23 protein-coding genes are annotated in these 24,244 nt (G+C 68.4%); 6 read left to right on the plus strand and 17 right to left on the minus strand.

The annotated features are described in order from the left end of the window. Nucleotides 1–31: 31 nt before the first annotated feature. Together ACNSN4_RS04545 and ACNSN4_RS04550 are read right to left on the minus strand one after the other, a co-directional pair. Nucleotides 32–985 carry a VOC family protein gene (locus tag ACNSN4_RS04545; RefSeq protein ID WP_418284592.1) on the minus strand — a complete coding sequence of 318 codons (954 nt, stop codon included), beginning with the start codon at nt 983–985 and terminating at the stop codon, nt 32–34. Nucleotides 986–1,107: 122 nt separating this feature from the next. Continuing rightward, complete coding sequence (locus ACNSN4_RS04550; protein ID WP_418284593.1) at nt 1,108–1,674, minus strand: halocyanin domain-containing protein; 567 nt, start codon at nt 1,672–1,674, stop codon at nt 1,108–1,110. A 270-nt stretch (nt 1,675–1,944) separates the two neighbouring features. Between ACNSN4_RS04550 and ACNSN4_RS04555 the strand changes: the two genes are divergently transcribed. Together ACNSN4_RS04555 and ACNSN4_RS04560 are read left to right on the plus strand one after the other, a co-directional pair. After that, nucleotides 1,945–6,048, plus strand: a complete 4,104-nt coding sequence (locus ACNSN4_RS04555) for a glucodextranase DOMON-like domain-containing protein (RefSeq protein WP_418284594.1) — start codon at nt 1,945–1,947, stop codon at nt 6,046–6,048. 60 nt (nt 6,049–6,108) lie between these two features. Continuing rightward, complete coding sequence (locus ACNSN4_RS04560; RefSeq protein ID WP_418284595.1) at nt 6,109–6,696, plus strand: hypothetical protein; 588 nt, start codon at nt 6,109–6,111, stop codon at nt 6,694–6,696. Nucleotides 6,697–6,735: 39 nt separating this feature from the next. On the opposite strand, the gene ACNSN4_RS04565 is transcribed toward ACNSN4_RS04560, so the two are convergent. Further along, the gene (locus ACNSN4_RS04565) at nt 6,736–7,884 is read right to left on the minus strand and encodes an acyl-CoA dehydrogenase family protein (RefSeq protein ID WP_418284596.1); all 1,149 of its coding nucleotides are present in this window, start codon (nt 7,882–7,884) and stop codon (nt 6,736–6,738) included. 142 nt (nt 7,885–8,026) lie between these two features. Here ACNSN4_RS04565 and ACNSN4_RS04570 point away from each other — a divergent pair, with 142 nt between their 5' ends. Next, nucleotides 8,027–8,824 (plus strand): RIO1 family regulatory kinase/ATPase domain-containing protein, encoded by a 798-nt coding sequence (locus ACNSN4_RS04570; protein WP_418284597.1) that lies wholly within the window; start codon nt 8,027–8,029, stop codon nt 8,822–8,824. Between the two features lie 53 nt (nt 8,825–8,877). Here the strand turns inward: ACNSN4_RS04570 and ACNSN4_RS04575 are convergent, their stop codons facing one another. From ACNSN4_RS04575 to ACNSN4_RS04595, 5 genes are read right to left on the minus strand one after another with little or no spacing between them, the layout of a single operon-like run. After that, entirely contained in the window at nt 8,878–9,711 is an 834-nt protein-coding gene (locus ACNSN4_RS04575) for an ABC transporter ATP-binding protein (protein ID WP_418284598.1), read from the minus strand. Continuing rightward, a complete protein-coding gene (locus ACNSN4_RS04580; RefSeq protein WP_418284599.1) occupies nt 9,708–10,586 on the minus strand; it encodes an ABC transporter ATP-binding protein in 879 nt (292 codons plus the stop codon). Before ACNSN4_RS04580 ends, ACNSN4_RS04575 begins: the two co-directional genes overlap by 4 nt. Then, complete coding sequence (locus tag ACNSN4_RS04585; protein WP_418284600.1) at nt 10,583–11,890, minus strand: branched-chain amino acid ABC transporter permease; 1,308 nt, start codon at nt 11,888–11,890, stop codon at nt 10,583–10,585. The genes ACNSN4_RS04580 and ACNSN4_RS04585 overlap by 4 nt, the downstream gene beginning before the upstream one ends. Further along, nucleotides 11,887–12,834 carry a branched-chain amino acid ABC transporter permease gene (locus ACNSN4_RS04590; protein WP_418284601.1) on the minus strand — a complete coding sequence of 316 codons (948 nt, stop codon included), beginning with the start codon at nt 12,832–12,834 and terminating at the stop codon, nt 11,887–11,889. The genes ACNSN4_RS04585 and ACNSN4_RS04590 overlap by 4 nt, the downstream gene beginning before the upstream one ends. Before the next feature lie 9 nt (nt 12,835–12,843). After that, on the minus strand, nt 12,844–14,151 hold the full coding sequence (locus tag ACNSN4_RS04595) for an ABC transporter substrate-binding protein (protein ID WP_418284602.1): 1,308 nt from the start codon (nt 14,149–14,151) through the stop codon (nt 12,844–12,846). 181 nt (nt 14,152–14,332) lie between these two features. Between ACNSN4_RS04595 and ACNSN4_RS04600 the strand changes: the two genes are divergently transcribed. Continuing rightward, nucleotides 14,333–15,184, plus strand: coding sequence for a proline dehydrogenase family protein (locus tag ACNSN4_RS04600; protein WP_418284603.1), 852 nt, complete (start codon nt 14,333–14,335; stop codon nt 15,182–15,184). A 273-nt stretch (nt 15,185–15,457) separates the two neighbouring features. Here the strand turns inward: ACNSN4_RS04600 and ACNSN4_RS04605 are convergent, their stop codons facing one another. Further along, the gene (locus ACNSN4_RS04605; RefSeq protein ID WP_418284604.1) at nt 15,458–16,195 is read right to left on the minus strand and encodes a helix-turn-helix domain-containing protein; all 738 of its coding nucleotides are present in this window, start codon (nt 16,193–16,195) and stop codon (nt 15,458–15,460) included. An 89-nt stretch (nt 16,196–16,284) separates the two neighbouring features. Here ACNSN4_RS04605 and ACNSN4_RS04610 point away from each other — a divergent pair, with 89 nt between their 5' ends. Next, nucleotides 16,285–17,805, plus strand: a complete 1,521-nt coding sequence (locus ACNSN4_RS04610) for an aldehyde dehydrogenase family protein (protein ID WP_418284605.1) — start codon at nt 16,285–16,287, stop codon at nt 17,803–17,805. A gap of 1 nt (nt 17,806) precedes the next feature. On the opposite strand, the gene ACNSN4_RS04615 is transcribed toward ACNSN4_RS04610, so the two are convergent. From ACNSN4_RS04615 to ACNSN4_RS04645, 7 genes are all read right to left on the minus strand, one after another. After that, nucleotides 17,807–18,706: a transcriptional regulator TbsP domain-containing protein gene (locus ACNSN4_RS04615; RefSeq protein ID WP_418284606.1), complete on the minus strand. Its 900-nt coding sequence runs from the start codon at nt 18,704–18,706 to the stop codon at nt 17,807–17,809. A gap of 130 nt (nt 18,707–18,836) precedes the next feature. Further along, nucleotides 18,837–19,181 carry a CGCGG family putative rSAM-modified RiPP protein gene (locus ACNSN4_RS04620; RefSeq protein WP_418284607.1) on the minus strand — a complete coding sequence of 115 codons (345 nt, stop codon included), beginning with the start codon at nt 19,179–19,181 and terminating at the stop codon, nt 18,837–18,839. 50 nt (nt 19,182–19,231) lie between these two features. Next, nucleotides 19,232–19,987 carry a helix-turn-helix domain-containing protein gene (locus ACNSN4_RS04625; protein WP_418284608.1) on the minus strand — a complete coding sequence of 252 codons (756 nt, stop codon included), beginning with the start codon at nt 19,985–19,987 and terminating at the stop codon, nt 19,232–19,234. Nucleotides 19,988–20,050: 63 nt separating this feature from the next. Next, the gene (locus ACNSN4_RS04630; RefSeq protein WP_418284609.1) at nt 20,051–20,578 is read right to left on the minus strand and encodes a halocyanin domain-containing protein; all 528 of its coding nucleotides are present in this window, start codon (nt 20,576–20,578) and stop codon (nt 20,051–20,053) included. Nucleotides 20,579–20,702: 124 nt separating this feature from the next. After that, nucleotides 20,703–20,924: a DUF2249 domain-containing protein gene (locus tag ACNSN4_RS04635; RefSeq protein WP_418284610.1), complete on the minus strand. Its 222-nt coding sequence runs from the start codon at nt 20,922–20,924 to the stop codon at nt 20,703–20,705. Between the two features lie 58 nt (nt 20,925–20,982). Next, a complete protein-coding gene (locus tag ACNSN4_RS04640) occupies nt 20,983–21,498 on the minus strand; it encodes a DUF7998 family protein (protein ID WP_418284611.1) in 516 nt (171 codons plus the stop codon). After that, nucleotides 21,495–21,797: a DUF2249 domain-containing protein gene (locus tag ACNSN4_RS04645; RefSeq protein ID WP_418284612.1), complete on the minus strand. Its 303-nt coding sequence runs from the start codon at nt 21,795–21,797 to the stop codon at nt 21,495–21,497. Before ACNSN4_RS04645 ends, ACNSN4_RS04640 begins: the two co-directional genes overlap by 4 nt. Before the next feature lie 112 nt (nt 21,798–21,909). On the opposite strand from ACNSN4_RS04645, the gene ACNSN4_RS04650 reads away from it, so the two are divergent. Continuing rightward, entirely contained in the window at nt 21,910–23,322 is a 1,413-nt protein-coding gene (locus ACNSN4_RS04650) for a hypothetical protein (protein WP_418284613.1), read from the plus strand. A gap of 163 nt (nt 23,323–23,485) precedes the next feature. On the opposite strand, the gene ACNSN4_RS04655 is transcribed toward ACNSN4_RS04650, so the two are convergent. Next, the gene (locus tag ACNSN4_RS04655; protein ID WP_418284614.1) at nt 23,486–24,160 is read right to left on the minus strand and encodes a nitrous oxide reductase accessory protein NosL; all 675 of its coding nucleotides are present in this window, start codon (nt 24,158–24,160) and stop codon (nt 23,486–23,488) included. Between the last annotated feature and the right edge of the window lie 84 nt (nt 24,161–24,244).

Below are 24,244 nucleotides of genomic sequence, written 5' to 3' on the forward strand. Positions count from 1 at the left end.
GGACCACTCGCTCCCGCGCTGAATCCGGCCGCTACTCGGCCGCTGGGGTCGCCGTCTCCAACTCGGGGAGGCCCGCTTCGATCTCCTCACGACGCCCTTCGAGCCACTCCGGGAGCACGAGCGACTCGCCGAGCGACGACTGCGGCTCGTCGACGTCGTAGCCGGGTTCCGCCGTAGCGAACTCGAAGAGCACGCCGCCGGGGGTCCGCGCGTACACCGAGCGGAACCATTTCCGGTCGATCACTTGGCTCGGGCGAAGCCCGCGCGATTGAAGGAGCTCGCGCCACGACTCCTGTTCCGCGTCCGTAACGCGATAGGCGACGTGGTGGACGGTGCCCGCACCGGGCGTCCCCTGGGGCGTCGCGGGGTCGGACACGACGTCGACGACGAAGCCGACGTCGCCGTCGGTCTCGAACCGGCTCCGGTGGTTAGCCTCGTCGGACGCCGTCTGCTCGTACCCCATCTCCCGCAGCAGATCGACCGTGGAGCCCGGCTCGGACAGCGACAGTTCGACGGCGAAGAAACCGCGGATCGCGTGCGCCTCCGGCACCGGTCCCGCGGGCGGGTCACCGGCGGGTGCGTCCTCGCGCGCGACGAGTTCGAGCGGGAGTCCATCGGGGTCCGCGAAGGCGACGACCGCGTCGCCGAACCGCTCGAACGTCTCGACGTCGAGCCCGCGGTCCGTCAGCCGATCGGTCCAGTAGTCGAGTGAGCCGGCGGGGACGGTGAACGAGACGGTCGACGCCTGCCCGTCACCGACGCGGCCGGGTCGCGCCCCCACGTACGGGAAGAAGGTCACGCTCGTACCGGGCGTGCCTTGGTCGTCGGCGTAGAAGAGGTGGTAGACGCCGACGTCGTCTTGATTGACGCTGCGCTTGACCATGCGGAGTCCGAGCGTTTCGGTGTAAAACGCGTGGTTGGCGCTCGGGTCGCTCGCGATGGCCGTCACGTGGTGGAGCCCGGGCGTACCGAGTGAGTTCGACATGCCCGAACGGACGCGTCACAGCTACTTGTACCCGCGCGAACACGAACGGCACCGGCTGACACGAGTGTTACCGGTCTGGTGAAACTGTTAGGATCCGCTCGTGTGCGGACGGTATTCGGCGATTACTCGACGACTTCGATCGCGCCGAGCATCCCGTTCGCTTCGTGGGGAGTACAGAGGTACAGCTGGATCCCGGCGTCGTCGAAGGACTGCTCGAACGTCTCGTCGGGGTCGTCGACCGGTTCTCCGCTGCTGAAGTCGGACGCGGAGCCCTCGGCGGACTCGACGTTGTGGGCGCCGCCCTCGCCGGTCCACTCCCAGCGAACGGTCGTTCCGGCGTCGATCCGGATCGCGGCCGGCTCGAACGCGAAGCCGATGTCGCCGGCGCCGACGTCGACGACGACCTCGTCCGCTCCCGTGTAGTCCGCGATCGTTCCGTCGTACCCGTCGGCGTCCGCGAGGTAGTCGTCGATCTCCTCCGGCACGTCGTCGGAAGGGGCCCCGGGGGTACTGCCGCCGTTGCCGCCGTCGTCGCCGCCATTGCCGCCGTCGTCGCCGCCATTGCCGCCGTCGTCCATGCCGTCGTCGCCACTCCCACCGTCGTCGTCAGCGCAGCCAGCGAGCGCGCCGAGCGCAACTGCGGCTCCGGCTCCGACGATGTACCGCCGTCTGGACAGTCTTTGAGACATCAATATCTCGTAGGGGCTCTACACTTACAAACCCCTTGACGAATGGATATATATGAGAATAATCTCGCCGGAGTCCGTCGGATCTGTATGATAAATGATCCAGAAAGAAACCATCCCGCCACCTATTTTGGTCCCGTTTCGAGACGCTGTTGCTTTCGCTGATGTCGTTCCTCGTCGCCACCGCGAACATGTGTGATGTAGAATTTCACGAAGATTTATACAGTGTCCGCCGAACGGATCGATACCACCCAATGACAGGGGATCTCACACATGTACGACGCACATGACGATCCGCAAGACGGCACGGACCGACCCGGGGGAGACCGCAACGCGTACGCTGGCAAGCGAACGGTCCGCCGGCGAACGGTTCTCGGGGGACTCGCCGGGCTCGGTGTACTCGGTGCAGCCGGCGGGGCAGGCGAGGCGGGCGCGACGACCGATGGGGAGCCCGACCCGCGACGGCAGACGACTGACCGAACGCCGACGGGAACGGGCTCGTACCACCCCGGACAGCCGCTGTTCGTCTCCGTCGGCGAACGGCTCTGGAACACCGCGTGGGTCGGCCCCGAGTACATCGGCGACCGCGACAACCTCGCGCCCGGAGTCCCGGAACCCGACGCGGACCCCGAGAACTACGCCGCGGACGACTTCGCGTGGCGGGTCGTCGACGCGCCCGCCGACAGCGACGTCGCCCTGACGTACGCCTCCTCGCTGTTCGAGGACCGTCCGCGCTACGACGAGGGCCGGGAGAACGTCGCGGAGTTCGAGGCCGACGTCCCCGGGACCTACGCGCTCCAACTCGACGCTCCCGACGGCACGCACCGACTCACGATCGAGGCGCTCCCCGACGACGAGGACGGGTCGGCCGGGCCGCCGCGGCTCGAACTCGACGGGACACACGAGCACGGGCGCTTCGAGATCGACGCCGACGCGCGGCCGGCGCCCGACGCCGCGGTCTCGGCGGACGACCTTCGGCTCCACGTGCTCGTCGACGACCGCGACGCCCTCGACGCGGCCGACGTCAACGTGGACGGGACGACGGCGACCGTCGACGACGCGGTGCTCGGCGGCGAGTCGGCCCGCGTGCACGCGGTCGTCCACGACGGCCGACGCCGATCGGTCGCCGACGTGATCGAACTCCATCCGGACGGCGAGGTCTCCCTACCGAACCGCGCGCCGGAGTGGATCGAAGAAGGCGTCATGTATCAGATATTCACCCGATCGTGGGCCGGAGAGCGCGGTGCGACGACGTTCGACACGCTGATCGACGGGACCGTCGAGGGCGACGGTGGCGACGACAGCGAACGCTCGACCAACGCGCGAGCGGCCCGAGGCGTCGACTACCTCGACGAGCTCGGGATCGACGTCGTCTGGCTCACGCCGATCCATCCGGCGGTGAGCGCGGAGCGAACGTTCCCCGGCGGCGGCCCGCACGGGTACGACATCACCGACTACTTCGGCGTCGCCGAAGATCTCGCTCCCGACGGGACAGAGCCGCTGGAGGCGTACGAGGCGTTCGTCGACGCGTGCCACGAGCGCGACATCCGCGTCTGTCTCGACCTCGTCGTCAACCACGGCGGGCGGTCGATGCGGGAGTTCCAAGACACGATCGCGAGCCGGACCGACGAGCCGGAGTACTGGCCGATCGTCGAGGCGTGGGACCGCGACTCGAAGCACTTCGACTGGTTCGACCGGATCGAGGCCGAGCGGACGTGGGACGGACGGACGCTGGAGCCGGAGCCGTTCGTCACCGGCTTCTGGAACCTGCAGCTCCATCCGAACTTCAACTTCGACAACGTCGCGCTCCGCGAGTACATGCTCGCCGTCGCCGACTTCTGGTCCGGCGTCGTCGGCGTCGACGGCTTCCGGTGTGACATCGCGTGGGGCGTTCCGCACAGCTTCTGGAAGGACGTCCGCGAGGTGTGTCGAGCGAACGACAGCGAGTTCCTGCTCCTCGACGAGGCCATCCCGAACGACCCGGCGTTCTCCGAGAGCGAGTTCGACATGCACTTCGACACGGAGGGATTCACCGTGCCCGCCCACGGCGTCGCGAACGGGGACACGTCCCCCGACGAGCTGTTCGACTCGGTCCGCGCGCGGGCTGAACAGGGGTTCCCGGACTACTCGCTGATCCTCAACGCGATCGAGAACCACGACGAGGAGCGCACGCTCAACCAAGCGCTCGACGGCACGCGCGGCGACCCCCGGAAGGCGCAGCGCGCGACCTGGGCCGCCGGCGTGACGCTGCCGGGCGTGCCGCACGTGTACTACGGGCAGGAGCGCGCGATCTCCGCGTTCGGCGAGGGGCGACACCGCGGCGAGGACGACCCGCGCGACGAGGGCGACGTGAACCCCGGCGGCAGACAGCGGGCGTTCATGAACTGGGAGGCGTACGACGCCGAGCACCTGGCGTTCTACCGCGAGCTTATCGACGCGTACCACGAGCTCGACGCGCTCAAGCCGCGAGCGGCACTCTCCGGCGCGTGGCACAACGCCGTCTCCGGCGACCTCCTCGTGTTCGGCCGCGACGCCTCGGCCCTCGACGACGTCGCGGGACCGGAGCGCGTGGTCGTCGCGATCAACGTCGACCCCGGTACCGCGGAGGTGTACCTCCGTCCGGGCGTCGGCGGCACCGACCTGATCTCGGGCGACGACGTGAGCTTCGAGACGCCGTCGAACGCTCGCGCGGTCGAGGTCGACACGGTCGCCGTGCTGGAGGCGCCCGACCTCCTCGAGATCGGGTCGCCGGTCGCCGAGTTCGACGCCGACAGCAACACCGACCACGGCCCCGGCGGGTACGTGTACCCGACCGACGACGCCTACGCCGACGGGGCGTTCGACCTCTCGGCGTTCTCGATCCACGAGACGCCGACCGACGTGCAGTTCCGCGCGCGGATCGACGGCGACCTCGAGAACCCGTGGGACCTCCCCGAGGGGTTCTCCGTGCAACACCTGCAGGTGTACATGCGCGAGGACGGTGGTGACGGCGAAGACTCCGACGCTGGCGGCCCGAGTTCGACGGAGCCCCGCCCCGGCGTCAACGCCGCTCTCGCGGAGCCGCACACCCATCGACTCGTCGTCGACGGCGAGAACGGTGCCCGCGTCGAGGACGCCGACGGCTCGGTCGTCACCGAGGGCACCGTGCGAGTCAACGAGGTGACCGACGCGATCATCGCGGAGGTTCCGAAGGGAGCGTTCCCGATCGACCTCGAAGGTGCCTCGGTCGCCCCTCTTCTGCTCGGCTACGCGCCCGACCGCCCCGGGAACGCCACTCCGGTCGACGCCGAGGCGGGCGCTCACGCGTTCGGCGGCGGCCGCGACGACGACGCGAACCCGAACGTGATCGACCTGCTCGTCGACGCCACCGTCGACCGCGACGAGGCGCTCGCGTACGACGCGGACGGGCCCGCCGAGATCGGGTACGTCCCGCTCGTCACCCCGTACGCGGAGGTCGCGGCCTTCGACGCGCCGACCGGCGAGGCGCCCGGGCCGGGGACCTACGAGACGCCCCTGTCCGACGACTACTACGAGGGGGCGTGGGACCTCGACGGACTCACCGTTCACCAGTCGCGGGACCGGGTCCGGTTCGAGTATCACTTCGCCGAGCCCTTACAGAACCCGTGGGGATTCGACCCCGGATTCAGCCACCAGCTCCCGCAGATCTACGTCAACGACCCGGCGACGGACGACCCCGAGACGACGGCCGGCCGCACCGGCACCAACGTCGCCTTCGAGGCGCCGTACAACTACCGCGTCAACGTCAACCCCGAGACGGGATCCGGTATCGAGGACGCGAATGGCGACGCGGTGTCGCGCGACGTCGAAGTCGACGGGGACGGCGACACGATCACGGTCAGCGTGCCGCGGCGGGCGATCGGCTGGAACGCGGAGCGAGGCGTCGCGTTCGCCGCCGTGGTCTGCCCGTTCGACGGGTTCGGCGACGGGGGACTCCGCACGATCGAGGCCGAGGCCGACGAGCACGTCATCGGCGGCGGCAACGACGGCGACTGGGACCCGCGGGTGATGGACATGATCACGCCGGAGGGGATCGACAGAGCCGAGACGCTCGCCGCGTACGACGAGGAGTCGCCCGCGGTGCTCCCGTACGTCACGATCGGGGACCTCTCGCGCGACGACCTCGAGACCGACGAGACGGACGGTGGCGACGACAGAAGCGGTAACGACGGCACAGACGACGGCGACACGGCCGACGGCGACGACGGAGGTGTCGAGAGCACCACGGACGACAGCGTCCCCGGACTCGGCGTCGCCGCCGGTGCGGTCGGCGTCGGCGGCGCGGCGCTCGCGGCGAAACGACTCGCCGACGAGACGGACACGGTCGACGAGACGGACGTGACCGACGACCGGCCGTAACGAGCGCGGAGCAGCCGGCGGTCGGCGACTTTATTCGCGACCCCGCCCGTGTTCCGCCATATGCGGGAAGACGAGCTGGCGACGCGCGTCGTCGACCACTACGCGGCCGTCCACGACGACCCGGAGATTCGGCTCGAAGAGCCGTACGACGCCGAGGGACGGCGGGGTATCGTCGACGTCTACGTCCGGCTCCGAGCGCGCCATCGCGTCGATCACGTCATCGAACTCAAGGGCGACGCGGCCGTCCGCGGCGCGACCGGCGCGAACGAGATCCTCCGCCAGTACCGGCGGATGGAGCGGTACTTCCACGCCGATTCGGCCCACGCGCTTCGACCGAAGCTGGGGCGGACGGAGCCCGGCGCACGCTTCCTGCTGTGTTTCGCGCCCACGCCGACGTGCGTGTACCACGTCGCGACCCACCGCTCGCTGTACGGCTCCGTCGAGTCGGCGGCGCGCGTCGACGACGTGCCCGCGGTCCGGACCGTGGCGTTTCTGACCGGGCTCGACGCCCACCCCCGCGACCTCGGGATGGTCTCCGTGAACGGTGACGCGCCGTTCGGCTCTCCGTCCTTTTTGAACGCCGTTCCCGACGGCTCCCGGCTGGCCGAGAGCCTTCGCCGCGTGGACGACGACCTCGTGGAGTTCTGACGCGAGCTATCGACTGACGCCCGTTGCTGGCGTCGAGAGCTATAACCCCAGTTCGCGCCCGAGCACGACGTGCTGGATCTCGCTCGTTCCCTCGCCGATCTCCATCAGTTTCGCGTCGCGGTAGAAGCGCTGCGGCGCGAAGTCGGTGGTGTATCCGTAGCCACCGAGCGTCTGGACCGCCTCCTCGGCGACCTCGCGGGCCGCTTCGCTGGCGTCGAGCTTCGCGAGCGCGGACTCGCGAGTGACGGACTCACCGGCGTCGTACGTCGTGGCCGCCTTATGAGTGAGCAGCCGGGCTCGCTCCGTCTGTCGGTGCATGTGGACGACCTTGTCGCGGATCGCGTCGAACTTCGCGATCGGCTTGCCGAACTGCTCGCGCTCGCCGGCGTACTCCTTCGCGGCCTCGTACGCGCCCTGCGCCAGTCCGACCGAGAGCGCGGCGATCGAGATCCGGCCGCCGTCTAGGGTCTTCATCGTCTGCGTCCACCCGTCGCCCTCCTGACCGAGCAGCCGGGTTTCAGGGATCCGCACGTCGTCAAGCGCAATCTCGCAGGTCGGCGAGCAGTTGAGTCCCATCTTGTCCCAGACGGTGGTTACCTCGAACCCGTCGTCCGCGTCCGGGTCGACGATGAACGTCGAGATGCCGCCGTAGCCCGCTTCCGAGTCGGTGACGGCCTTCACCAGCACGCTATTGGCGACGTTGGCGTTCGTGATGAACTGCTTCGTGCCGTTCAGCACGTACTCACCGGCGTCGGCGTCGTACTCGGCGGTGGTGTCCATGTTGGAGGCGTCCGAACCGCTGCTCGGTTCGGTGAGCGCCCACGCGCCGATCTCTCCGCCCGCCGCGAGCGGGCGGAGCCACTCCTCCTTCTGTTCGGGAGTACCGAACAGCTCTATCGGCTTCGCCCCGAGCGAGGTGTGTGCGGCGTACGAGAGCCCGATACCGCCGGAGACCCGACCCAGCTCCTCGGTGACGAGGGCGTACATGAGCTGATCGCCGCCGAGCCCGCCGTACTCCTCCGAGAGCGGGACGCCCATCACGTCGAGGTCGTTCAGCTCCGCGAACACCTCGTCGGGGAAGCGGTGGTCGTCCTCGATCTCCTGTGCGATGGGCCGGATCTCCTCTTCACAGAACTCCCGGACCGTGTCGCGTATCATCCGGTGTTCGGCGGGCAGCTCGAAGTCCATGGGCAAGAATTGCGACCCGCGAGCATAAACGATGCGAACGACCGTGAGGGTTCCGCGCGAGGAGCGCAGTCGGCCGACCGGTCGACACCGTTCCGTTTCGCGAGGATATCACTTATGAGTCATCGCCGCGTTCGACCGGTACATGGAACTCCGTCAGCTCGTCCGCGGCCGCGTGGACTGGTCCGACATCGAACGGGTCGTCCGCGAGCTGGCGGACCGCTACGACCGGGAGACGATGCGAGTGCGGTTTCTCGACGCCGACAACTGGCTGTCGACGCCGATGGTGATCGACGACGACCTCTTCGTGAAGGTGATCACTCGGCAGAACACGCTCGTCCACACGCTGTTCACCACCGGGCGGAACCTCGGCGCCTTCTCGGCCGGGACGGAGGGCTTTTTCGAGCGGTACGAGACGCCCTACGAGATGGCCCGCCACGAGCTGGAGGCGACTCGAAAGGTCCGCGAACTCGGCGTCAACGCTCCGGAGCCGATCGAGGCGCTGGAGGTGGGCGGCCTCGGCGTCGTCGTGTTGGAGTACCTCCCCGAGTTCCGGACGCTCGACGACCTCCCCCGCGAGGACGTCGAGGCGCTTGCCCCCGCGCTGTTCTCGACGCTCCGGACGGTCCACGACGCCGGGCTCGCCCACGGCGATCTCCGCGCCGAGAACGTCCTCGTCCGCGACGGCGACCTCTACGTCATCGACGCGACGAGCGTGAGCGAGGACGGCCGCGAGGCCGCACGCTCGTACGATCTCGCGAGCGCGCTCGCGGCGCTTGAGCCCCTCATCGGCCCCGCAGAAACGGTGTGTGCCGCGCTCACGAGCTATTCGACGGACGAGCTGTTGGGCGCGCGCCACTTCCTCGATTTCGTCGCGATCCGTCCGGACCACGAGTTCGACGCCACCGGACTCAAAGGCGAATTGGAGAAGCGAGCGACCTGAGGCGAGAGCGCAGCCGACGTCGGGCGCCGGTCCTGCGCCGAGGCTGGATCCCCCTACCCGCCGAGGTACAGCTGCGAGACTTCGTCGTCGTTCAACAGCGCCTCGGGAGTGCCCTCGAACCGGACGGTCCCCTGGTCGAGGACGTAGCCGCGGTCGGAGATGCCGAGCCCCTTCGTCACGTTCTGCTCGACCATCAGGATCGCGGTGTCCATGTCGTTGACCTCCTGCACGTCCGCGAACACGTCGTCGGCGGTGTTGGGCGCGAGTCCCGCCGACGGCTCGTCGATGAGGAGCACGTCGGGCTCCATCACGAGCGCTCGGGCGAACGCGAGCACCTGCCGCTGGCCGCCGGAGAGCGTCCGGGCCTTCGCGCTGCGCTTCTCGTCGATGATCGGGAACCGATCGTACAGCGTCTCGATCACGTCGTCGAGGCTGCCCTCGCGAGCGACCCCGCCCATCCGAAGGTTCTCCTCTATCGTGAGTGAGCCGAACACGTTGTCCGTCTGGGGGACGTATCCGATTCCCTCTCGAACGATATCCTCCGGTGCCATACCGCCGATATCGCGACCGTAGTACTCGACGGAGCCGGTCCACGGCGTCAGCATGCCGAACGCGGTCTTGAGGACGGTCGACTTCCCGGCGCCGTTCGGCCCGACGAGACAGACGATCTCGCCCGGGTCGAGGTGGAGCGTGAGGTCGTCGAGCACCTGCACCTCGCCGTAGCCGCTGTCGACGCCCGTGAGCGCGAGGACCGCGTCGTCGGCGTCGCCGGCGTCGGTGGGTGCGGTGGGACCGGTCGCCGCGGTGTCAGGGGACGCGGCCACGTCCGGGTCGGCTCCGTCGATCGCCTCGCCTTCGCCGGGCCGTGCCGCGGGGTCGCCGCTCATGTGCCACCCCCGAGATACGCCTTGATAACGCGGTCGTCGCTGCGGACCCCGTCGGGCGTGCCCTCCGTGAGAACGCTCCCCTGATCCAGGACGACTATCGGGTCGGCCAGATCCATCACGAACTCCATGTCGTGTTCGATAAGCACGAACGTCGTGCCCCGTTCGTTCAGGCGTCTGATCTGCGTCTTCAGCTTCTTCGCGAGCGTCGGGTTCACCCCCGCCACCGGCTCGTCGAGAAGCAGCACCTCGGGTTCGGCGAGCATCGCGCGCGCCAGTTCGACGAGTTTCATCTGTCCGCCGGAAATATCCGTCGCGGGTTGGGTGGCGAGGTGATCGATCTCGAACTCCTCCAGTATCTGCTCGGCGTCGGCGAGGTTCGCCGATTCGCTCTCCCCCACCGTCGACGGCGAGGTGAACAGCGTCAGGAACGACTCGCCGGGCTGGTTCCGCGGGCCGACGAGCATCGCCTCTCGAACGGTCATCCCCTCCAGCTTCCGCGGAGTCTGGAACGTCCGAACGAGGCCGTGTTCGGCGACCTCGTACGGCTCCATGCCGGTCACGTCGGTACCGTTCACCGTGACGGTGCCGCCGTCGGGCTCGTAGAACCCGGAGATCAGGTTGAACAGCGTCGACTTCCCGGCGCCGTTGGGTCCGATGAGCCCCGTGATCGTTCCGCGTTCCACCTCGAAGGTCGCGTGGTCCGTCGCGGTGAGGCCGCCGAACGACTTCTGGAGGTCGTCGACGCGGAGAACGACGTCGTCCTTACCGGTGACGGCGCCGATCTGTCGGTTCTCGGCGCCGACCGGTCGGTTCCCAGCCGCGTTCGATTCGTTCGGCACTGTCTCGTCTGCCGTCGCGTTCGGTGAGTCACTCATCTATCGTCGCCTCCGTTCGGTTCGGTTCCGTCGCGGTCGCCGCCTCTGTTCGATTCCGTCTCGGGCTTCGCCTCGGCGTCGTCGCCGCGTCCTCCGCGGTCGTCGCTGGTCTCGTCGCCGCGTCCTCCGCGGTCGTCGCTAGTCTTCTGTTCGCGGACGCCGCGCGCGGGCCGCTGAGCGGCCCCCGAATCACCGACCGCGCTCGGCCAGATGAGTTCCCGCTGCGGCGGGAGGATCCCCTGCGGTCGGTACCGCATCACGACCACGATCAGGACGCCGATCAGCAGCAGTCGGAGCGGCGCCGGATCGATCGGGACCGCGAAGTCGTTCAGGAACCGCGTCCCCTCGCGGATCGTGACGATCACGATTCCGCCGAACAGCGCGCCCCGGTTGGAGCCGCTACCGCCGAGAATCACCGCGACCCACACGTAAAACGTCGTGATCGGGTCGAGGTCACCGGGACCCACGTACAGGTTGAGATGCGTGTAGAACACGCCCGCCAGCGCCATGATCAGGCTCCCGAGGACGAACGACTGCATCTTGAACGAGTAGGTGTTCTTTCCGAGCGCTCGCGCCAGATCCTCGTCGGAGCGGATCGTCCGGAGCACGCGCCCCCACGGCGACTGGTGTGCGCGTCGCAGGACGACGTAGGTGCCGCCCACGAACCCGAGCACCAGCAGGACGTTCAGCGACGCCCGCCAGAACGGCGCTTCGAGGAAGATCGGCGAACCGGGGATGATCTCCAGTCTGAGCCCCGGCATCGTCTGCGGCAACGTCGACAGCACCGGCCAGCCCTCGAAGAAGCTGGGGATCCCGCGCAGCCCGGCGCTCCCGTTCGTCAGCCACCGCTCGTTGAGCACGATCAGTCGAATGACCTCCGCGAGGCCCAGCGAGGCGATCGCGAGGTAGTCGGCGCGCAGTCGTAGGGTGGGGATCCCGATCAGAAGCGCCAGCACGAACGCGACCACGAGGGCGACGACGAGCCCGACGATCGGGTTGAATCCCCCCGCGATCGGCGAGCTGTCGGCGGTCATCAGCGCCGCGCCGTACGCGCCGACGCCGAAGAACGCGGCCACGCTGAAGTTGATCAGCCCGGTGAACCCCCACTGGGAGTTGAGTCCGAACGACAACAGCGCGTACATCCCCGCCAGTCCGACGAGGAACATGAAGTACGTCGCGCCGAGCGCGCCGACCAGCAGCGCGGCGACGAGGAGCGCGATGAACGCGACGCTGACACCGAGTACCCACGCTTCGGGGCGACTCAGGTCCGCCAGCGCACCCCGCGGATCGGTGAGGAAGCTCATGTCGCCGCCTCCCCGGCGATGCCGTTCGGCCGGACGAGCAGCACGGCGACCATGATCACGAACGCGATCGCGTTCGCGTACTCGATACCTATCGGGATCCCGAATCCATCGGGAACGAGCGGCAGCACCTCGCCCAGACGGGAGAGAAGCGGCGTCAACTGATTGATCATCCCGATGAGGAAGCCGCCCGCCATCGCACCGTAGACGGAGCCGATGCCGCCGAGGATCACCGCAGCGAAGATCACGAGGAGGAGGTTAAAGCCCATCCGCGGCGAGAGCTGGTTGAACAGCCCGAGGAACACGCCGCCGGCACCGGCGAGTCCGGCGCCGATGACCCACGTCCACAGCTTCACGCGCCTCGTGCGGATGCCGCTCACCCGCGCGAGGTCTGGGTTGTCGGCCATCGCGCGCATCTTCCGTCCGAGATCGGTGTACTGCAACAGGACGTGGAGGCCGACGACGAGAACCGCCGCCGACGCGACGATCGCGACGTCGTGGAGCGTCACGCGGATCCCGTACGGGACCAGCCACCCGATCGGCCGAAGCGGCTCGACGCCGAACCGCGTGAAGTCGGCGCCGAATCGGATCTGGATGACCGCGCGGTAGATGAACGCGATACCGATCGACGTGATCAGCAGCCCGATCGAACTGACGTCGAGCGACTCGTAGATGAACTTCTCCGTGAGCACTGCCACCGCCGCGGCGACCGCGATCCCGACGACGAGCGCGAGAAAGAACCCGTACGGGAGCCCCAGCACCGCGCCGCCGAGCCCGCCGACGGCCCCGAACGTCACGAGCGCCGAGTACGCGCCGACGGTCATCGTGTCTCCGTGCGCGAAGTTGGCGAAGTCCGCGATGCTGTACACGAGCGAGAGCCCGATGCTCCCGAGGACGATGATGCTACTGAATATCAGGCCGTTAGCCACATATCCGAGGACGGTCATCGGTCGAAGTTAGCCTTCGATGAAGCCGATGCCCTCGTAGTCGTGGTCCTGTACTTCGAGAATCTGCAGGAACCCGACCGGGTCCCCGTTCTCGTCGAAGTCGATGGGGCCGCTGACCCCCTGGTAGTCGACGTCGTCCGGACCGCCGCCGTCCGCGAGGATCTGGCTCGCTGCCGCGAACGTCGTCGCCTCTTCGCCCTCCGGACCGGAGACGCGTCGCACGGTGTCCTGCAGCGCCGAGCCGGTGAACTCGTCGGCCGCTTGGATCGCGAGGGCGGCGTTCATCACGCAGTCGTAGGCGTACGCCGACCACGAGGTCGGCTGCTGGTCGTACTCGTCCTCGAACTCCGCGGCGAACGTCTGGTAGTTCTCCTCCTCGACCGGCGCCGAGGGGACGACGATCTTCATTCCGTCCATGCTCCCATCCGGCGTGTTCTCCAACACGTTGTCGCCGGAGACCGAGTCGGCGCCGTAGAACTGCGCCTCGTAGCCGGACGAGAAGACCTCGTTGACCATCGTCGCGAACTCCGCCTGGTAGGTGATGAACAGCCACGCGTCCGCTCCGGACCCGTTCATCTCGGAAACGATCCCCGAGTAGGACTGCTGTTCTTGGTCGTGCGGGTTGTTGTACGCGACGTCCCCGTCCCACGCCTCGACGAACGCGTCGGTGAGGCTCTGTCCGTAGTCGTTGTTGACGTAGGTGATCGCGACTTCATCGTAGCCGTCGTCGGCGATGAGGTCGGCGAGCGCGAGCGACTGGGTCCGACCGGACGGGGACATCCGGAGCAGTCCCGGGAAGTCGGTGAGGTTGAGTCCGGTGGAGTTCTGGCTGAGCTGGACGACGTCCGTGTCTTGGACGACGCTCTCGTAAATCGCCAGCGAGACGCCGGAGCCGACCGCCCCGATGAGGAACGGGACGCCGTCCTGATTGACGAGCTTCTGCGCGGCGGCGATGCCGCCCTGGTTCTCGCTCTCGGAGTCCTCGACGATCAGTTCGAGGTCCCGGTCGTCGATACCGACCTCGTTGACGCGCTGTAAGGCGAGGTCGACGCCGCGTTGGTTCCGCTCGCCGAACGCCGACAGCGACCCGGTCAGCGAGTCGACCATGCCGATCTCGTAGGCGTCGGTCGAGTCGTCCCCGGATCCGTCGTCCCCGGATCCGTCACCCGAGCCGTCGTCGCCCGAGCCGTCGTCTCCCGAGCCGTCGCCGTCGTCGTCGGTCGTGCTCAGACAGCCCGACAGCGCGGCGATGCCCGCACCGCCGGTCAGCTTTAGCAACGTTCGCCGGTCCGCCACGTCCGTGGTATCTCGTGACATATGTTACCTGTAATCTCCGTGGATGTATGGGTATCTGAAACCCTGCCCGTCCATGGTCGGTTCGCGCGTATATCAGCCACAGGTGTCGCAATACTTGCCGATCCGTATTTATTTCAATAATTTAGAATAGATATAATTGGTCGGGTGGCCATATATACCGGTGTGGATCCGCCGTCGATACATGCTACCGCCCATCGCGAGTAGTTTCGTCGCCGGGGAGACGCCGGAGGCGGCGCTCGCTCACGTCGAGACGCTCAACCGCCGCGGCGTGGCCGGCATCCTGAACCTTCTCGGCGAACACTACGACGAGCGCGCGCCCGCAGACGCCGACGCCGACGCCTACGTCGACCTCGTGGAGGCGATCGCCGACCGCGGCGTCGACGCCTGCGTCTCCGTGAAGCCGAGCCAGATCGGTCTCGACGTCGGCGACGACGTCTTCCAGGAGAACCTCGCGCGGGTCGTCGAGGCGGCCGACGCGAGCGGGGAGACCTTCGTCTGGATCGACATGGAGGACCACGAGACGACCGACGTCACCCTCGACGCCTTCGAGCGGCACGCGCTCGCGACCGACGGCAACGTCGGCGTCTGCACGCAGGCGAACCTCAAGCGCACCCGCGAGGACCTCGAACGCCTCGCCGACCTACCGGGGAAGGTCCGGCTGGTGAAGGGCGCGTACGACGAGTCCGCCGCGATCGCGCACACAGAGAAGAGTCGAGTCGACGAGTCGTACCGCGACTGTCTGGCGTACATGTTCGAGGCGTTCGACGACGGCGTCGCGGTCGGGAGCCACGATCCGGCGATGATCGAACACGCGGCCGAGTTGCACGCCGAGCACGGCACGCCCTACGAGGTCCAGATGCTGACCGGCGTTCGGGAGGCGGCGCAGTTCGAGCTCGCTAGCGACCCAGGCGTCGACGCCGAGGTGTATCAGTACATCCCGTACGGCTCGAAGTGGTTCTCGTACTTTTATCGGCGTATCCGCGAGCGCAAGTCGAACGCGCTGTTCGCGCTGCGGGCGATCGTCGGAAACTGAGTGGTTCCGGCCAGAGATCGGTGATTAGCGGGTAGATATCGGGCTCTGTCGGCGTTCGATCTTTTAGAGAGGTTCTCGTCTGGAGCCGCTTGTCGCTGGACGATGGGTCTTGACTGTTATAAGAGACAGTCGCCGTCGCCCTCGGTTGTTTAAATACCGTGTCGTCACCACCGTACTGCGACACTCACTCCCGCGATCGCCCGCCGCCGCTCCCGTACCGATCGCGTCGGACTCGGAATCTCGCTTTCGCTGGGGAATTAACAGCGACGGCGATCACGGATCCAGCAGCTTCGACTCCGCCTTGCGGAGGTGTTCGAGGAGCGTCGTCTTCGAGACGTCGAGGTCGTCGGCGAGCTCGCGCGTGGACGCCTCCCGGGGCCACTCGTAGTACCCCGCCTCGCGGGCGTGCTCGTACACCTCTCGCTGGGTCGTCGTGAGGGTGTCGAGGCGCTGTTCGCGGGCGGTCCGTCCGGCGTAGCCCGTCGAGGACATCGACTCGACGCTCACCTCGGCGCCGGAGTCGACCTCCACGGCGTCGAGCGACTCGCGGATCTCCGTGCGCTCGCCGACGAAACACACCTGCCACTCCTCGCGACCGTCCTCGATTCGAACCGGAGCGCTGTGGACGAACCCGTGTTTCAACAGCGTCGGACACACCATGTCGCCCGGGTCGTACTCCAAGAAGAACTCGCGGACGACGTTGCCCGGCGCGTCGCGGGCGCGACCGAACCGCTCCTGCAGTTCGTGAAGTTCGCCCGCGCGATCGGACTCCCGTATCGCGTCGAGTAGCGCCTCGACCTCGTCGTTCGTGTCCGCGAACGCGGTGAACAGCCCGTTCACCGAGTTCGGCGTGTTCCCTTCGGTCTTCGGCGTGTTATAGATCGCGTGAGCGAGGACCCCGCCGCCGGTTCGCTTCGTCGCGTCGATGGCCCAGCAGTTCGGGTGCCACAAGTCGAGCGTGAGCCGAGTGCCCGCCCACCCGTCGATCCCATTTGCGTCGGACGTAGCCATTACGACTACTTCTGTGGTACCCCATGACAAAGACTCTGCCGACCATGGTCGGGTGGGATATTTGGCCGGGCGGGCGAAAACGACCGACCATGGCAGACGCCTATACGCACTACATCGACGGCGAGTGGGTCTCCGGCGACGGGGACGACACCTTCGAGAGCGTGAGCCCCGCGACCGGCGAGTCTCTCGGTGAATTCGAGCAGGGGACGCCCGCCGACGTCGACCGCGCGGTCGACGCCGCAGACGAGGCGTTCGAGGAGTGGCGCGAGCTCTCCCGGATCCAGCGCGCCGAGTACCTCTGGGACGTGTACCACGAGCTCCGCGAGCGCACCGACGAGCTCGGCGAGATCGTCTCGAAGGAGTGCGGTAAGGAGATAAGCGAGGGGAAAGCCGACGTGGTCGAGGCCGCCCACATGGTCGAGTGGGCCGCCGGCGACGCCCGCCACCCCAAAGGCGACATCGTTCCCTCGGAGATCCCGGCGAAGGACGCGTACATGCGCCGGAGCCCCCGCGGTGTCACCGGCTGTATCACCCCGTGGAACTTCCCGGTCGCCATTCCGTACTGGCACATGGCCATCGCGCTCGTCGAGGGCAACACCGTCGTGTTCAAGCCCGCCGAGCAGACCCCGTGGTGCGCGCAGGTCGTCGCCGAGATGTTCGACGACGCCGGGCTCCCCGACGGCGTCTTTAACATGGTCCAAGGGTTCGGCAACGCCGGCAACGCGATCGTCGAACACGACGACGTCTCGACGGTCCTCTTCACGGGCTCCGCCGAAGTCGGCCACATGATTCAGGAGAAGCTCGGCGGCGTCGCCGGCAAGCGCGTCGCCTGCGAGATGGGCGGCAAGAACGCGATCGTCGTGACCGAGAACGCGGACCTCGACGTCGCGGTCCACTCGGCGGTCATGTCCTCGTTCAAGACCACCGGCCAGCGCTGCGTCTCCTCCGAGCGCCTCATCGTCCACACCGACGTGTACGACGAGTTCACGGAGCGTTTCGTCGATATCGCCGAGGACGTCGCGGTCGGCGACCCGCTGGACGAGAACACGTTCATGGGACCGCTCATCGAGCCCGAACACTTCGAGAAGGTGTCGGAGTACAACCAGCTCGCCCGCGACGAGGGCGTGAACGTGCTCGTCGACCGAACGGAACTCGACGACGACGAGATCCCCGACGGCCACGAGCAGGGCAACTGGATCGGGCCGTTCGTCTACGAGGCCGACCCCGACGACGACCTCCGATGCACCCACGAAGAGGTGTTCGGGCCGCACGTCGCCCTCCTCGAATACGACGGCGACATCGAGCGCGCGGTCGATATCCAGAACGACACGGCCTACGGGCTCGCCGGAGCGATCATCTCCGAGGACTACCGACAGATCAACTACTACCGCGACCGCGCCGAGATCGGACTGGCGTACGGTAACCTCCCCTGTATCGGTGCCGAGGTCCAGCTCCCGTTCGGCGGCGTCAAGAAGTCGGGCAACGGCTACCCCTCCGCCCGCGAGGCGATCGAAGCGGTCACCGACCGCACCGCGTGGACCCTGAACAACTCGAAGGACATCGAGATGGCACAGGGGCTCTCGGCCGACATCAAAACCTCGAAGGACTAGCTCATTCGAGCTCCGATCGAATCGCCGTAACGACCGCCTCCGGATCCTCCGCCACGGCGAGCGCGCCGCGGGCGACGAGTCGCTCTCGCGGCCGACCGACCGGCTGCGGAACCGCCTCCGTTTCGAGGAGGTCGGCTTCGCGAAGCTCCCGTTTGATCCGCGTGAACGTCGCCCGACTGCCGAGCCCGGCGTCCTCGCAGGCCCGCCGGAGCGCGTGATCGAGCGCGCCGTGACGGACTCCTACCGCGTAGGCACGCGTCCGGGCGTCTGCCGCGTCATCGACGCTCGGGTCGGGACGGGCGTCGATCGCGCGAACCACGGCCGCCGCGACCGCCTCACCGCACCGGTCTCGGAACGCGTCGAACGCCCGGTGCCTGCTCGGGGTCCGCAGCAGTCGTTCCTCGCTCGCGTCGGCGAGGTGCGCGTACCGCTCGCGGAGCGTGGGATCGGAACCGATTCGGATCACCGATCCGACGCCGGTATCGTCGCCGCGCGCTCGCGGCGGTCCCGGTTCGACGAGCACGCATCCCGCGTCCCGCCCGGCGAGGACGGCGGCCGGTTGCGGTTCGACGCCCGTGCGGAGCCGACAGCACCCGGACTCGACGAGCGCGGCGAGCCGACTCGCCGAGACGAAGCGCTCCGTGACCGCGTCGACGACCCGATCGTCCGCGAGGACGGTGAGCGTCGGCAGATCTGAGAATCGCTCGAGAGGGCCCTCGTCGTCCGCTGCGGCCGCCCGTAGCTCGTCGATGTCGGGATCGACGAGGGTGGGGGCGGCTCCGCGGTACGCGTCGATCACGGCCGAGAGCAGCGCCGGGCCGGGATCGACGAGCAGCGGATCGGTGAACGTATCGAGCGCGACCGACCCGTTCACGGCGGACAACGTCGGGTCGGTTCCCATGGCTGGTCTCTCCCGCGCGGCCGGATTAAGCGTGGCGGGGGAGCCCTCGGTTATGACATAGCGGGCGAGCTCTCGGTAATGACATAGCGGGCGAGTCCGCCGAGGTGCTCCACCGACCGGTCGGCCGAACTCACTCGACCTGCACTCGGGTGACGTGGCCGCCGCAGCCGCACTGCTCGACGTACTCCGGGTCGAGGCCGTCGTCCTCGTCGGTTATCGCGTCGTACAGGAACGACGCGGGGTGCCCGAGGTCGCCGTGGGTGACCAGGTTGACGTGGTTGCCCGGTGCGGTGTGATCGATCGCCGCGAGCGCGTCGCGAACCGCCAGTTCGGGATCGTCGGCGTAGCGCGGTTTCTCGAGGTTTGCGGACCAGGAATTGTCGTGGACCTCGTCGGTGATCGGTTCGGCCGTCTCGTCGTGATCGTGGTCGTCGTGGTCGTGGTCGTCGTGGTCGTGGTCGTCAGTGGTGCTCATGATGAGTGATGGTGGTTTTATTATGCGATCGGCGCGTCGCCTGCGTCGCGCTACGTGTCTGTCGTTACCGGGTTCCGGGTCGCTGACGCCGTTGCGTCGCTTTCAGTCGGAGGCGCCTCCTCGGACGCGGAGTCGTTCCTCGACCCAGTCTCGGCGTCGTCTCCGGAGTCGAGCCGGCGCGGGAGGCCGTCGACGAACTCGTGGACGACCGCGCGTTCGACGCGCTGGAGTAGCTCGCTGCACGTCGACTTCGCGATGCCGACGTGGTCTGCGACTTCGGTCAGGGTGGCTCGCCGCGGCACGTCGTAGTAGCCGAGGTCGACGGCAGCGAACAGGAGCTCCCGCTGACGGTCCGTCAGCAACCGTCGGGGATCGACGCGCTGCCGGACGCGTTCCACGTCGAACGTCAGTCCGAGCTCGTCGAGCTGTCGACCGAGCGCCGCGACCCGGCCGTGTTCGCCGGTGACCTCGACCTGTGCGACGCCAGCCTCGACGTCGAGCGGCATCTCGATCGGGAGGCCGGAACGCCTCGCGGCGAGCAGCAACAGCGGGGCGTCGGTCTCGATTCTCACGGTCGCAACATCTCCGTCTGCCGCCATCACCGACACGCTGGCGAGCGTCCCGTGCTCCCGCATCCGCGCCAGCACCTCGTCGACGTCGCGTGCGGTGATCCTGACGAGCGCGAAGCCGGCGCCCTCACCGGGGACGGCGGTGAGTACGCGGAACCCGGCGTCGGGGAACTCGCGTGAGATGTCGGCTATCCACGGTCCGTCGGGCAGGTCAACGAGGAGGCGTGCGTGTGGCATGGGGTCGTTGGTCTTACGTCCGTCTTGCGTTCGTCGGTGCGTCAGGATTGTTCGCCGTCGGGGCTACTCCACGTAGACGGCGCCCTTCATGCCGACAGCCTCGTGGGGCGTGCAGACGTACTCGTGGACGCCGGATTCCTCGAACGTGTACTCGAAGGTGTGACCGGCCTCGGAGACGGTCTCGCTGGTGAACGCGCCGTCCTCGGCGGCGACGTTGTGGTCGCCGCCCTCGCCGGTCCACTCCCAGACGACGGTCGTGCCGGGCGAGACGGCCACCGCGGCCGGTCCGAACGACAGTCCGCTCCCGCTCCCCACCTGAATCGTAACCCCGTCGGAGCCGGTCCGGTCAACGGTCCCCTCGTAGTTATCGACGTCGTCGAACCAGCCGTCGTAGTCGGGTTCCTCTGCGAGGAACTCCCCGTCGTCGCTCCCGTTGTCGTCTCCGCCGCCGTCGCCGCTCCCGTCGTCTCCGCTCCCGTCATCTCCGCTCCCGTTATCTCCGCTCCCGCCACAGCCAGCGAGGGCGGTCGTGGCGCCGAGCGCCACAGCCGTCTGAACGAATGATCGCCGGTCGAGCGTGGGTCGTGTCATGCATGTCGGCGTAGGGGTGAGAGGGGAATATCTTCGGCGAGGATTCCCGTGTTGCGGGGCGATCGACCGAACTGTTCGGCCCGATGTATAAAAGGGACCGAGGGGGGTGCTCGCCGTTCGGCGCTCACGCCGATTCGACGATGACGTGCCACTCGTCGGCGCTGACGCGCTCGGTCTCGTGGTCGTACCCGCGCTCGGCCAGCACGTCGTAGAGCGGCACCGGTTCGAAGTCGTTGACGAGCCGGAGGGTCTCGCGGGGATCGAGGTCGTCGAGCGCGTCGCTGATCGCCGGAAACGGCGGCTCGTCGAGTTCTCGCACGTCGAGTACAGACTCGGGTTCGGTCATGCGTGATCGGATTCGATCCGCGTCGGCATCCCGTTTCGCCGGAACATGTTCGGTCGCTCTATCGGTCCACGTTCGGGGACCGCGCGCTGTCATCGGAGGCGCTGCCGTCGAGTTCCTCGGTTCCGGATTCGAGACGTTCGAGCCGGTCGTTAACGACCTCGCTCCCGTTGAGCGAGGGATCGACGCGCACGCGGACGCGGTCGTACCCGGGGACTCCCTCGGCGTCGAGGGCGCGGAGGGCGCCGACCGCGAGCGGTTCGGCCTGCGGGCAGAAGGCCGTCGTGGGGGTGAACTCCGCGCGGAGCGTCGCCGGCGCGTCGCGTTCCTGCGCGTACCGGAACCCGGCGTCGGGGTGTCGCGGGTCGTGGTTCAGTCGCGCGAGGTTGTACCCGAACGTGGCGTCGTACACGCCGTGCTCCTCGAAGGCGGTCGCGGCTCGCTCGTGGACCGCGACGTGGCCCTCGCCGGTGAGCACGTCGTGCTCGCTGAGGAACGATCCCGGTGTCGGGACATGCTCCGGAACGAACGCGTCGGAGTCGTCGAAATCGGGCTCGGAACCGCCGAAAAAGCTCATCGGTCCTCCCCACCGTCGCCGCCGGCGTTCCAGATCGCCGTTACCACCGCGCCGTCGGTCTCGCTCTCGACCGTGTCGTAGGCGTACCCGCGGTCCTCGAGCTTGGGGTAGAGGAACTGCGGCGCGCGGTCGTTCCGCTGGACGAGCACGGCCTCCTCGGGGAGCGATTCCAGCAGTTCGAGCGTTCGGCGAAGCGGTTCCGGCGGGCCGAGATCCCGCACGTCGAGCGTCTCGGCCGGGCGATCTGTCGGCGCGTCGGTCCGCTGGAGAACGGCCGTCCCGGTCGTCTCGCGTGACATGAGCGTGCGTTTGGTCCGGACCGGCCCGTAGCTTGTCCCGAACGTGTTCGCATCGTTTGTCCCGAACGTGTTCGCGTACAGCCATAGGGACGCGCGGACCGTACCTACGTTTATGCGAGGCGTTCCCGGCGATCTCACGGCGTCGACGCGTCCGCCGACCACGATTCCGCTCCGGCACTTCCTCGTCGGGCTGGCCTTCCTCCTCGCGGGCGGGACGCTCGGGCTCCTCCGCGTCGCGGGGCTGGCGGGAGCGGGCCCCGCGCTCGGCGGTGTCGCGGTCGCGCACCTGCTGCTCGTCGGCTGGGTCTGTCTCACGATCCTCGGCGCGATGACGCAGTTCGTCCCGGTCTGGTCGGGCGTCCAACTCCACTCGGAACGACTGGCGACGCTTCAGCTGACCTGCGTCGCCGTCGGGGTGACGGGCTTCGCCGGCGGTCTCTGGTTCGGTCGCCCGGCCGACGCCGCGCTCTTCGCGGCGGTCATGGTCGCCGGGATCGGGGTCTTCGCGTACAACCTCGGGCGGACGCTGTGGCTGGCTCGCCCGTTGGACCGGACCGAGGCGCACTTCGCGCTCGGGGTCGCGTTCCTCGCGGCCGCCGTCGGGCTCGGCGGCGCGCTCGCGGCGGACTACCGGTGGGGCGTGTTAGCCGCGGTCGGCGTCACCCGACCCGCGGTCGTCGACGCGCACGTCACCCTCGCCGTTCTCGGCGGGGTGATGACGACCGTGATCGGCGCGCTGTACCAGCTCGGTCCGATGTTCACGCAGACGGACGCGCTCCCGGTCGAGGACCGGCTGGCCCGAATCGAGACCGCGGCGTTCCCCGTCGGCGTCGCTGCGCTCGCCGCGGGACGGCTGGGCGAGACCCCTCTGCTCGCGGCCGTGGGCGGGCTCTTCGCCGCTGGCGGCGCGGCGATCGCGGGCGGGATCCTCCTCCGTCGACTCCGGGACGCGACCGCGACCGCGACGCCGATGCAGTCGCGGTACGCGGTCGTCGCCCTCGCCGCGCTCGCGTGGAGCCTCACCGCGGCCGCGACGTGGGTCGGCGAGCCGCTCGGACCCGCCGTGCGGTTCGGGCACCCCGGAGTCGGCGCCGGGCTGCTCGGGGCGTTCATCGGGTTCGTGGTCGTCGGGAGCCTCTATCACATCGTCCCGTTCATCGTTTGGCTCGATCGGTACGCCGACCGCGTCGGCCTCGAACGCGTGCCCGCGATCGACGACCTGTACGACGCCCGCGCCGCCCGCGTCGATCTCGCGGCGACCGTTCTCGGCGCGAGCGCGTGGCTCGCTGCGAGCGCTGCTCCGTATATAAGTGTACACGGATTAATCCCGCCAGTCGATGATCGGACGATCGCGCTCGTTCGCCTCGGCGGCGGAGCGGTAACGGTCGTCGGGATCGGTCTCGTCGCCGGGACGCTGACCGCGACGGTGGCCCGTCACGGCGGCCGCGAGCTGCTCGGCGGAACGGCGTCGACGTCGACGGAGACGAGCGCGGGGACAGGGGCGTCTGACGCGTCCGAGCGCTGAGCAGTCCGAGCGCTGAGCACGCCGGGACCGCACGTATCGCCCCGATATATAAGCGAGCGTCGGCGACGACGCTCGCGATGCAGTATCTCTGTGAGGAACGAGCCGACGGCGGTGACGCCGTCCCGATCACTCGTGCGTCCGTGTCGTTCCCGCGGAGCGAGCCTTATCGGGACGAAACGAGTTCGACCGTCACCGCGTCCGGCTCGACGACCCGCCCGCCTTCGGCGTCGACGAACGACTCGGCGGCGGGACGCTCGGAGAAGGGGATCGCGTCCGGACCCATCGCGCCGACCACGCCGGTCTCGACGGCGAAGACGGCGTCGTCCCAGTCGACGAACGACGCGGCTGCGACGTGCGAGGAGATCACTCGGCCGCCGCCCGCCTCCGTGATCTCGTACTCCACCGCGGCGTAGTCGGTGACGTACGTCGCCACCGGATCGCGGCCTCGATCGACCGCCATGGCGCGGTCGGTCACCAGTTCGGTCAGGCTGTCGTACCACGCGGGCCCGTCGCGGTCCGGCGGGTGATCTCCGGCGTAGAACACCTGTCCGTTCGGCCCGCCGTGGTCCGCGATCACCATCCCGCACGCGTCGCAGGCCCTCCCGTCGCCGAGCGCGACCGGATCCGGCGGCTCCGTCGGCGCCGACGCCTCGTCGTCGTCGAGACAGCCGGCCAGCCCGCCGACTCCGACGGTCACTGCGGTCGCAACGCCACCGAGGACGGCCCTGCGGGAGGTCCGACCGTCACCGGTGTTCGCGTCGTCAGGGGCGTCGACGGCCGATCGGTCGTGCTCGATTCGCGCGGTCGCTTCGTGATGGACGTGGCAGTTGGTACACATTGATGGTGAGTGTCGCGTGGACGAGGACGGTGAGTGTCGCGTGGACGAGCGGGTGAGCACGCGGCCGACGGCGACAGATCGGTC

Source organism: Halorubrum marinum, from assembly GCF_048381195.1.
Lineage (GTDB): Archaea > Halobacteriota > Halobacteria > Halobacteriales > Haloferacaceae > Halorubrum.

Excerpts from the sequence above, each read along its gene's own strand:
- ACNSN4_RS04545 (WP_418284592.1), bottom strand. The coding sequence starts at position 985 with ATGTCGAACTCACTCGGTACGCCCGGGCTCCACCACGTGACGGCCATC.
- ACNSN4_RS04550 (WP_418284593.1), bottom strand. The coding sequence starts at position 1,674 with ATGTCTCAAAGACTGTCCAGACGGCGGTACATCGTCGGAGCCGGAGCC.
- ACNSN4_RS04555 (WP_418284594.1), top strand. The coding sequence starts at position 1,945 with ATGTACGACGCACATGACGATCCGCAAGACGGCACGGACCGACCCGGG.
- ACNSN4_RS04560 (WP_418284595.1), top strand. The coding sequence starts at position 6,109 with ATGCGGGAAGACGAGCTGGCGACGCGCGTCGTCGACCACTACGCGGCC.
- ACNSN4_RS04565 (WP_418284596.1), bottom strand. The coding sequence starts at position 7,884 with ATGGACTTCGAGCTGCCCGCCGAACACCGGATGATACGCGACACGGTC.
- ACNSN4_RS04570 (WP_418284597.1), top strand. The coding sequence starts at position 8,027 with ATGGAACTCCGTCAGCTCGTCCGCGGCCGCGTGGACTGGTCCGACATC.
- ACNSN4_RS04575 (WP_418284598.1), bottom strand. The coding sequence starts at position 9,711 with ATGAGCGGCGACCCCGCGGCACGGCCCGGCGAAGGCGAGGCGATCGAC.
- ACNSN4_RS04580 (WP_418284599.1), bottom strand. The coding sequence starts at position 10,586 with ATGAGTGACTCACCGAACGCGACGGCAGACGAGACAGTGCCGAACGAA.
- ACNSN4_RS04585 (WP_418284600.1), bottom strand. The coding sequence starts at position 11,890 with ATGAGCTTCCTCACCGATCCGCGGGGTGCGCTGGCGGACCTGAGTCGC.
- ACNSN4_RS04590 (WP_418284601.1), bottom strand. The coding sequence starts at position 12,834 with ATGACCGTCCTCGGATATGTGGCTAACGGCCTGATATTCAGTAGCATC.
- ACNSN4_RS04595 (WP_418284602.1), bottom strand. The coding sequence starts at position 14,151 with ATGTCACGAGATACCACGGACGTGGCGGACCGGCGAACGTTGCTAAAG.
- ACNSN4_RS04600 (WP_418284603.1), top strand. The coding sequence starts at position 14,333 with ATGCTACCGCCCATCGCGAGTAGTTTCGTCGCCGGGGAGACGCCGGAG.
- ACNSN4_RS04605 (WP_418284604.1), bottom strand. The coding sequence starts at position 16,195 with ATGGCTACGTCCGACGCAAATGGGATCGACGGGTGGGCGGGCACTCGG.
- ACNSN4_RS04610 (WP_418284605.1), top strand. The coding sequence starts at position 16,285 with ATGGCAGACGCCTATACGCACTACATCGACGGCGAGTGGGTCTCCGGC.
- ACNSN4_RS04615 (WP_418284606.1), bottom strand. The coding sequence starts at position 18,706 with ATGGGAACCGACCCGACGTTGTCCGCCGTGAACGGGTCGGTCGCGCTC.
- ACNSN4_RS04620 (WP_418284607.1), bottom strand. The coding sequence starts at position 19,181 with ATGAGCACCACTGACGACCACGACCACGACGACCACGACCACGACGAC.
- ACNSN4_RS04625 (WP_418284608.1), bottom strand. The coding sequence starts at position 19,987 with ATGCCACACGCACGCCTCCTCGTTGACCTGCCCGACGGACCGTGGATA.
- ACNSN4_RS04630 (WP_418284609.1), bottom strand. The coding sequence starts at position 20,578 with ATGACACGACCCACGCTCGACCGGCGATCATTCGTTCAGACGGCTGTG.
- ACNSN4_RS04635 (WP_418284610.1), bottom strand. The coding sequence starts at position 20,924 with ATGACCGAACCCGAGTCTGTACTCGACGTGCGAGAACTCGACGAGCCG.
- ACNSN4_RS04640 (WP_418284611.1), bottom strand. The coding sequence starts at position 21,498 with ATGAGCTTTTTCGGCGGTTCCGAGCCCGATTTCGACGACTCCGACGCG.
- ACNSN4_RS04645 (WP_418284612.1), bottom strand. The coding sequence starts at position 21,797 with ATGTCACGCGAGACGACCGGGACGGCCGTTCTCCAGCGGACCGACGCG.
- ACNSN4_RS04650 (WP_418284613.1), top strand. The coding sequence starts at position 21,910 with ATGCGAGGCGTTCCCGGCGATCTCACGGCGTCGACGCGTCCGCCGACC.
- ACNSN4_RS04655 (WP_418284614.1), bottom strand. The coding sequence starts at position 24,160 with ATGTGTACCAACTGCCACGTCCATCACGAAGCGACCGCGCGAATCGAG.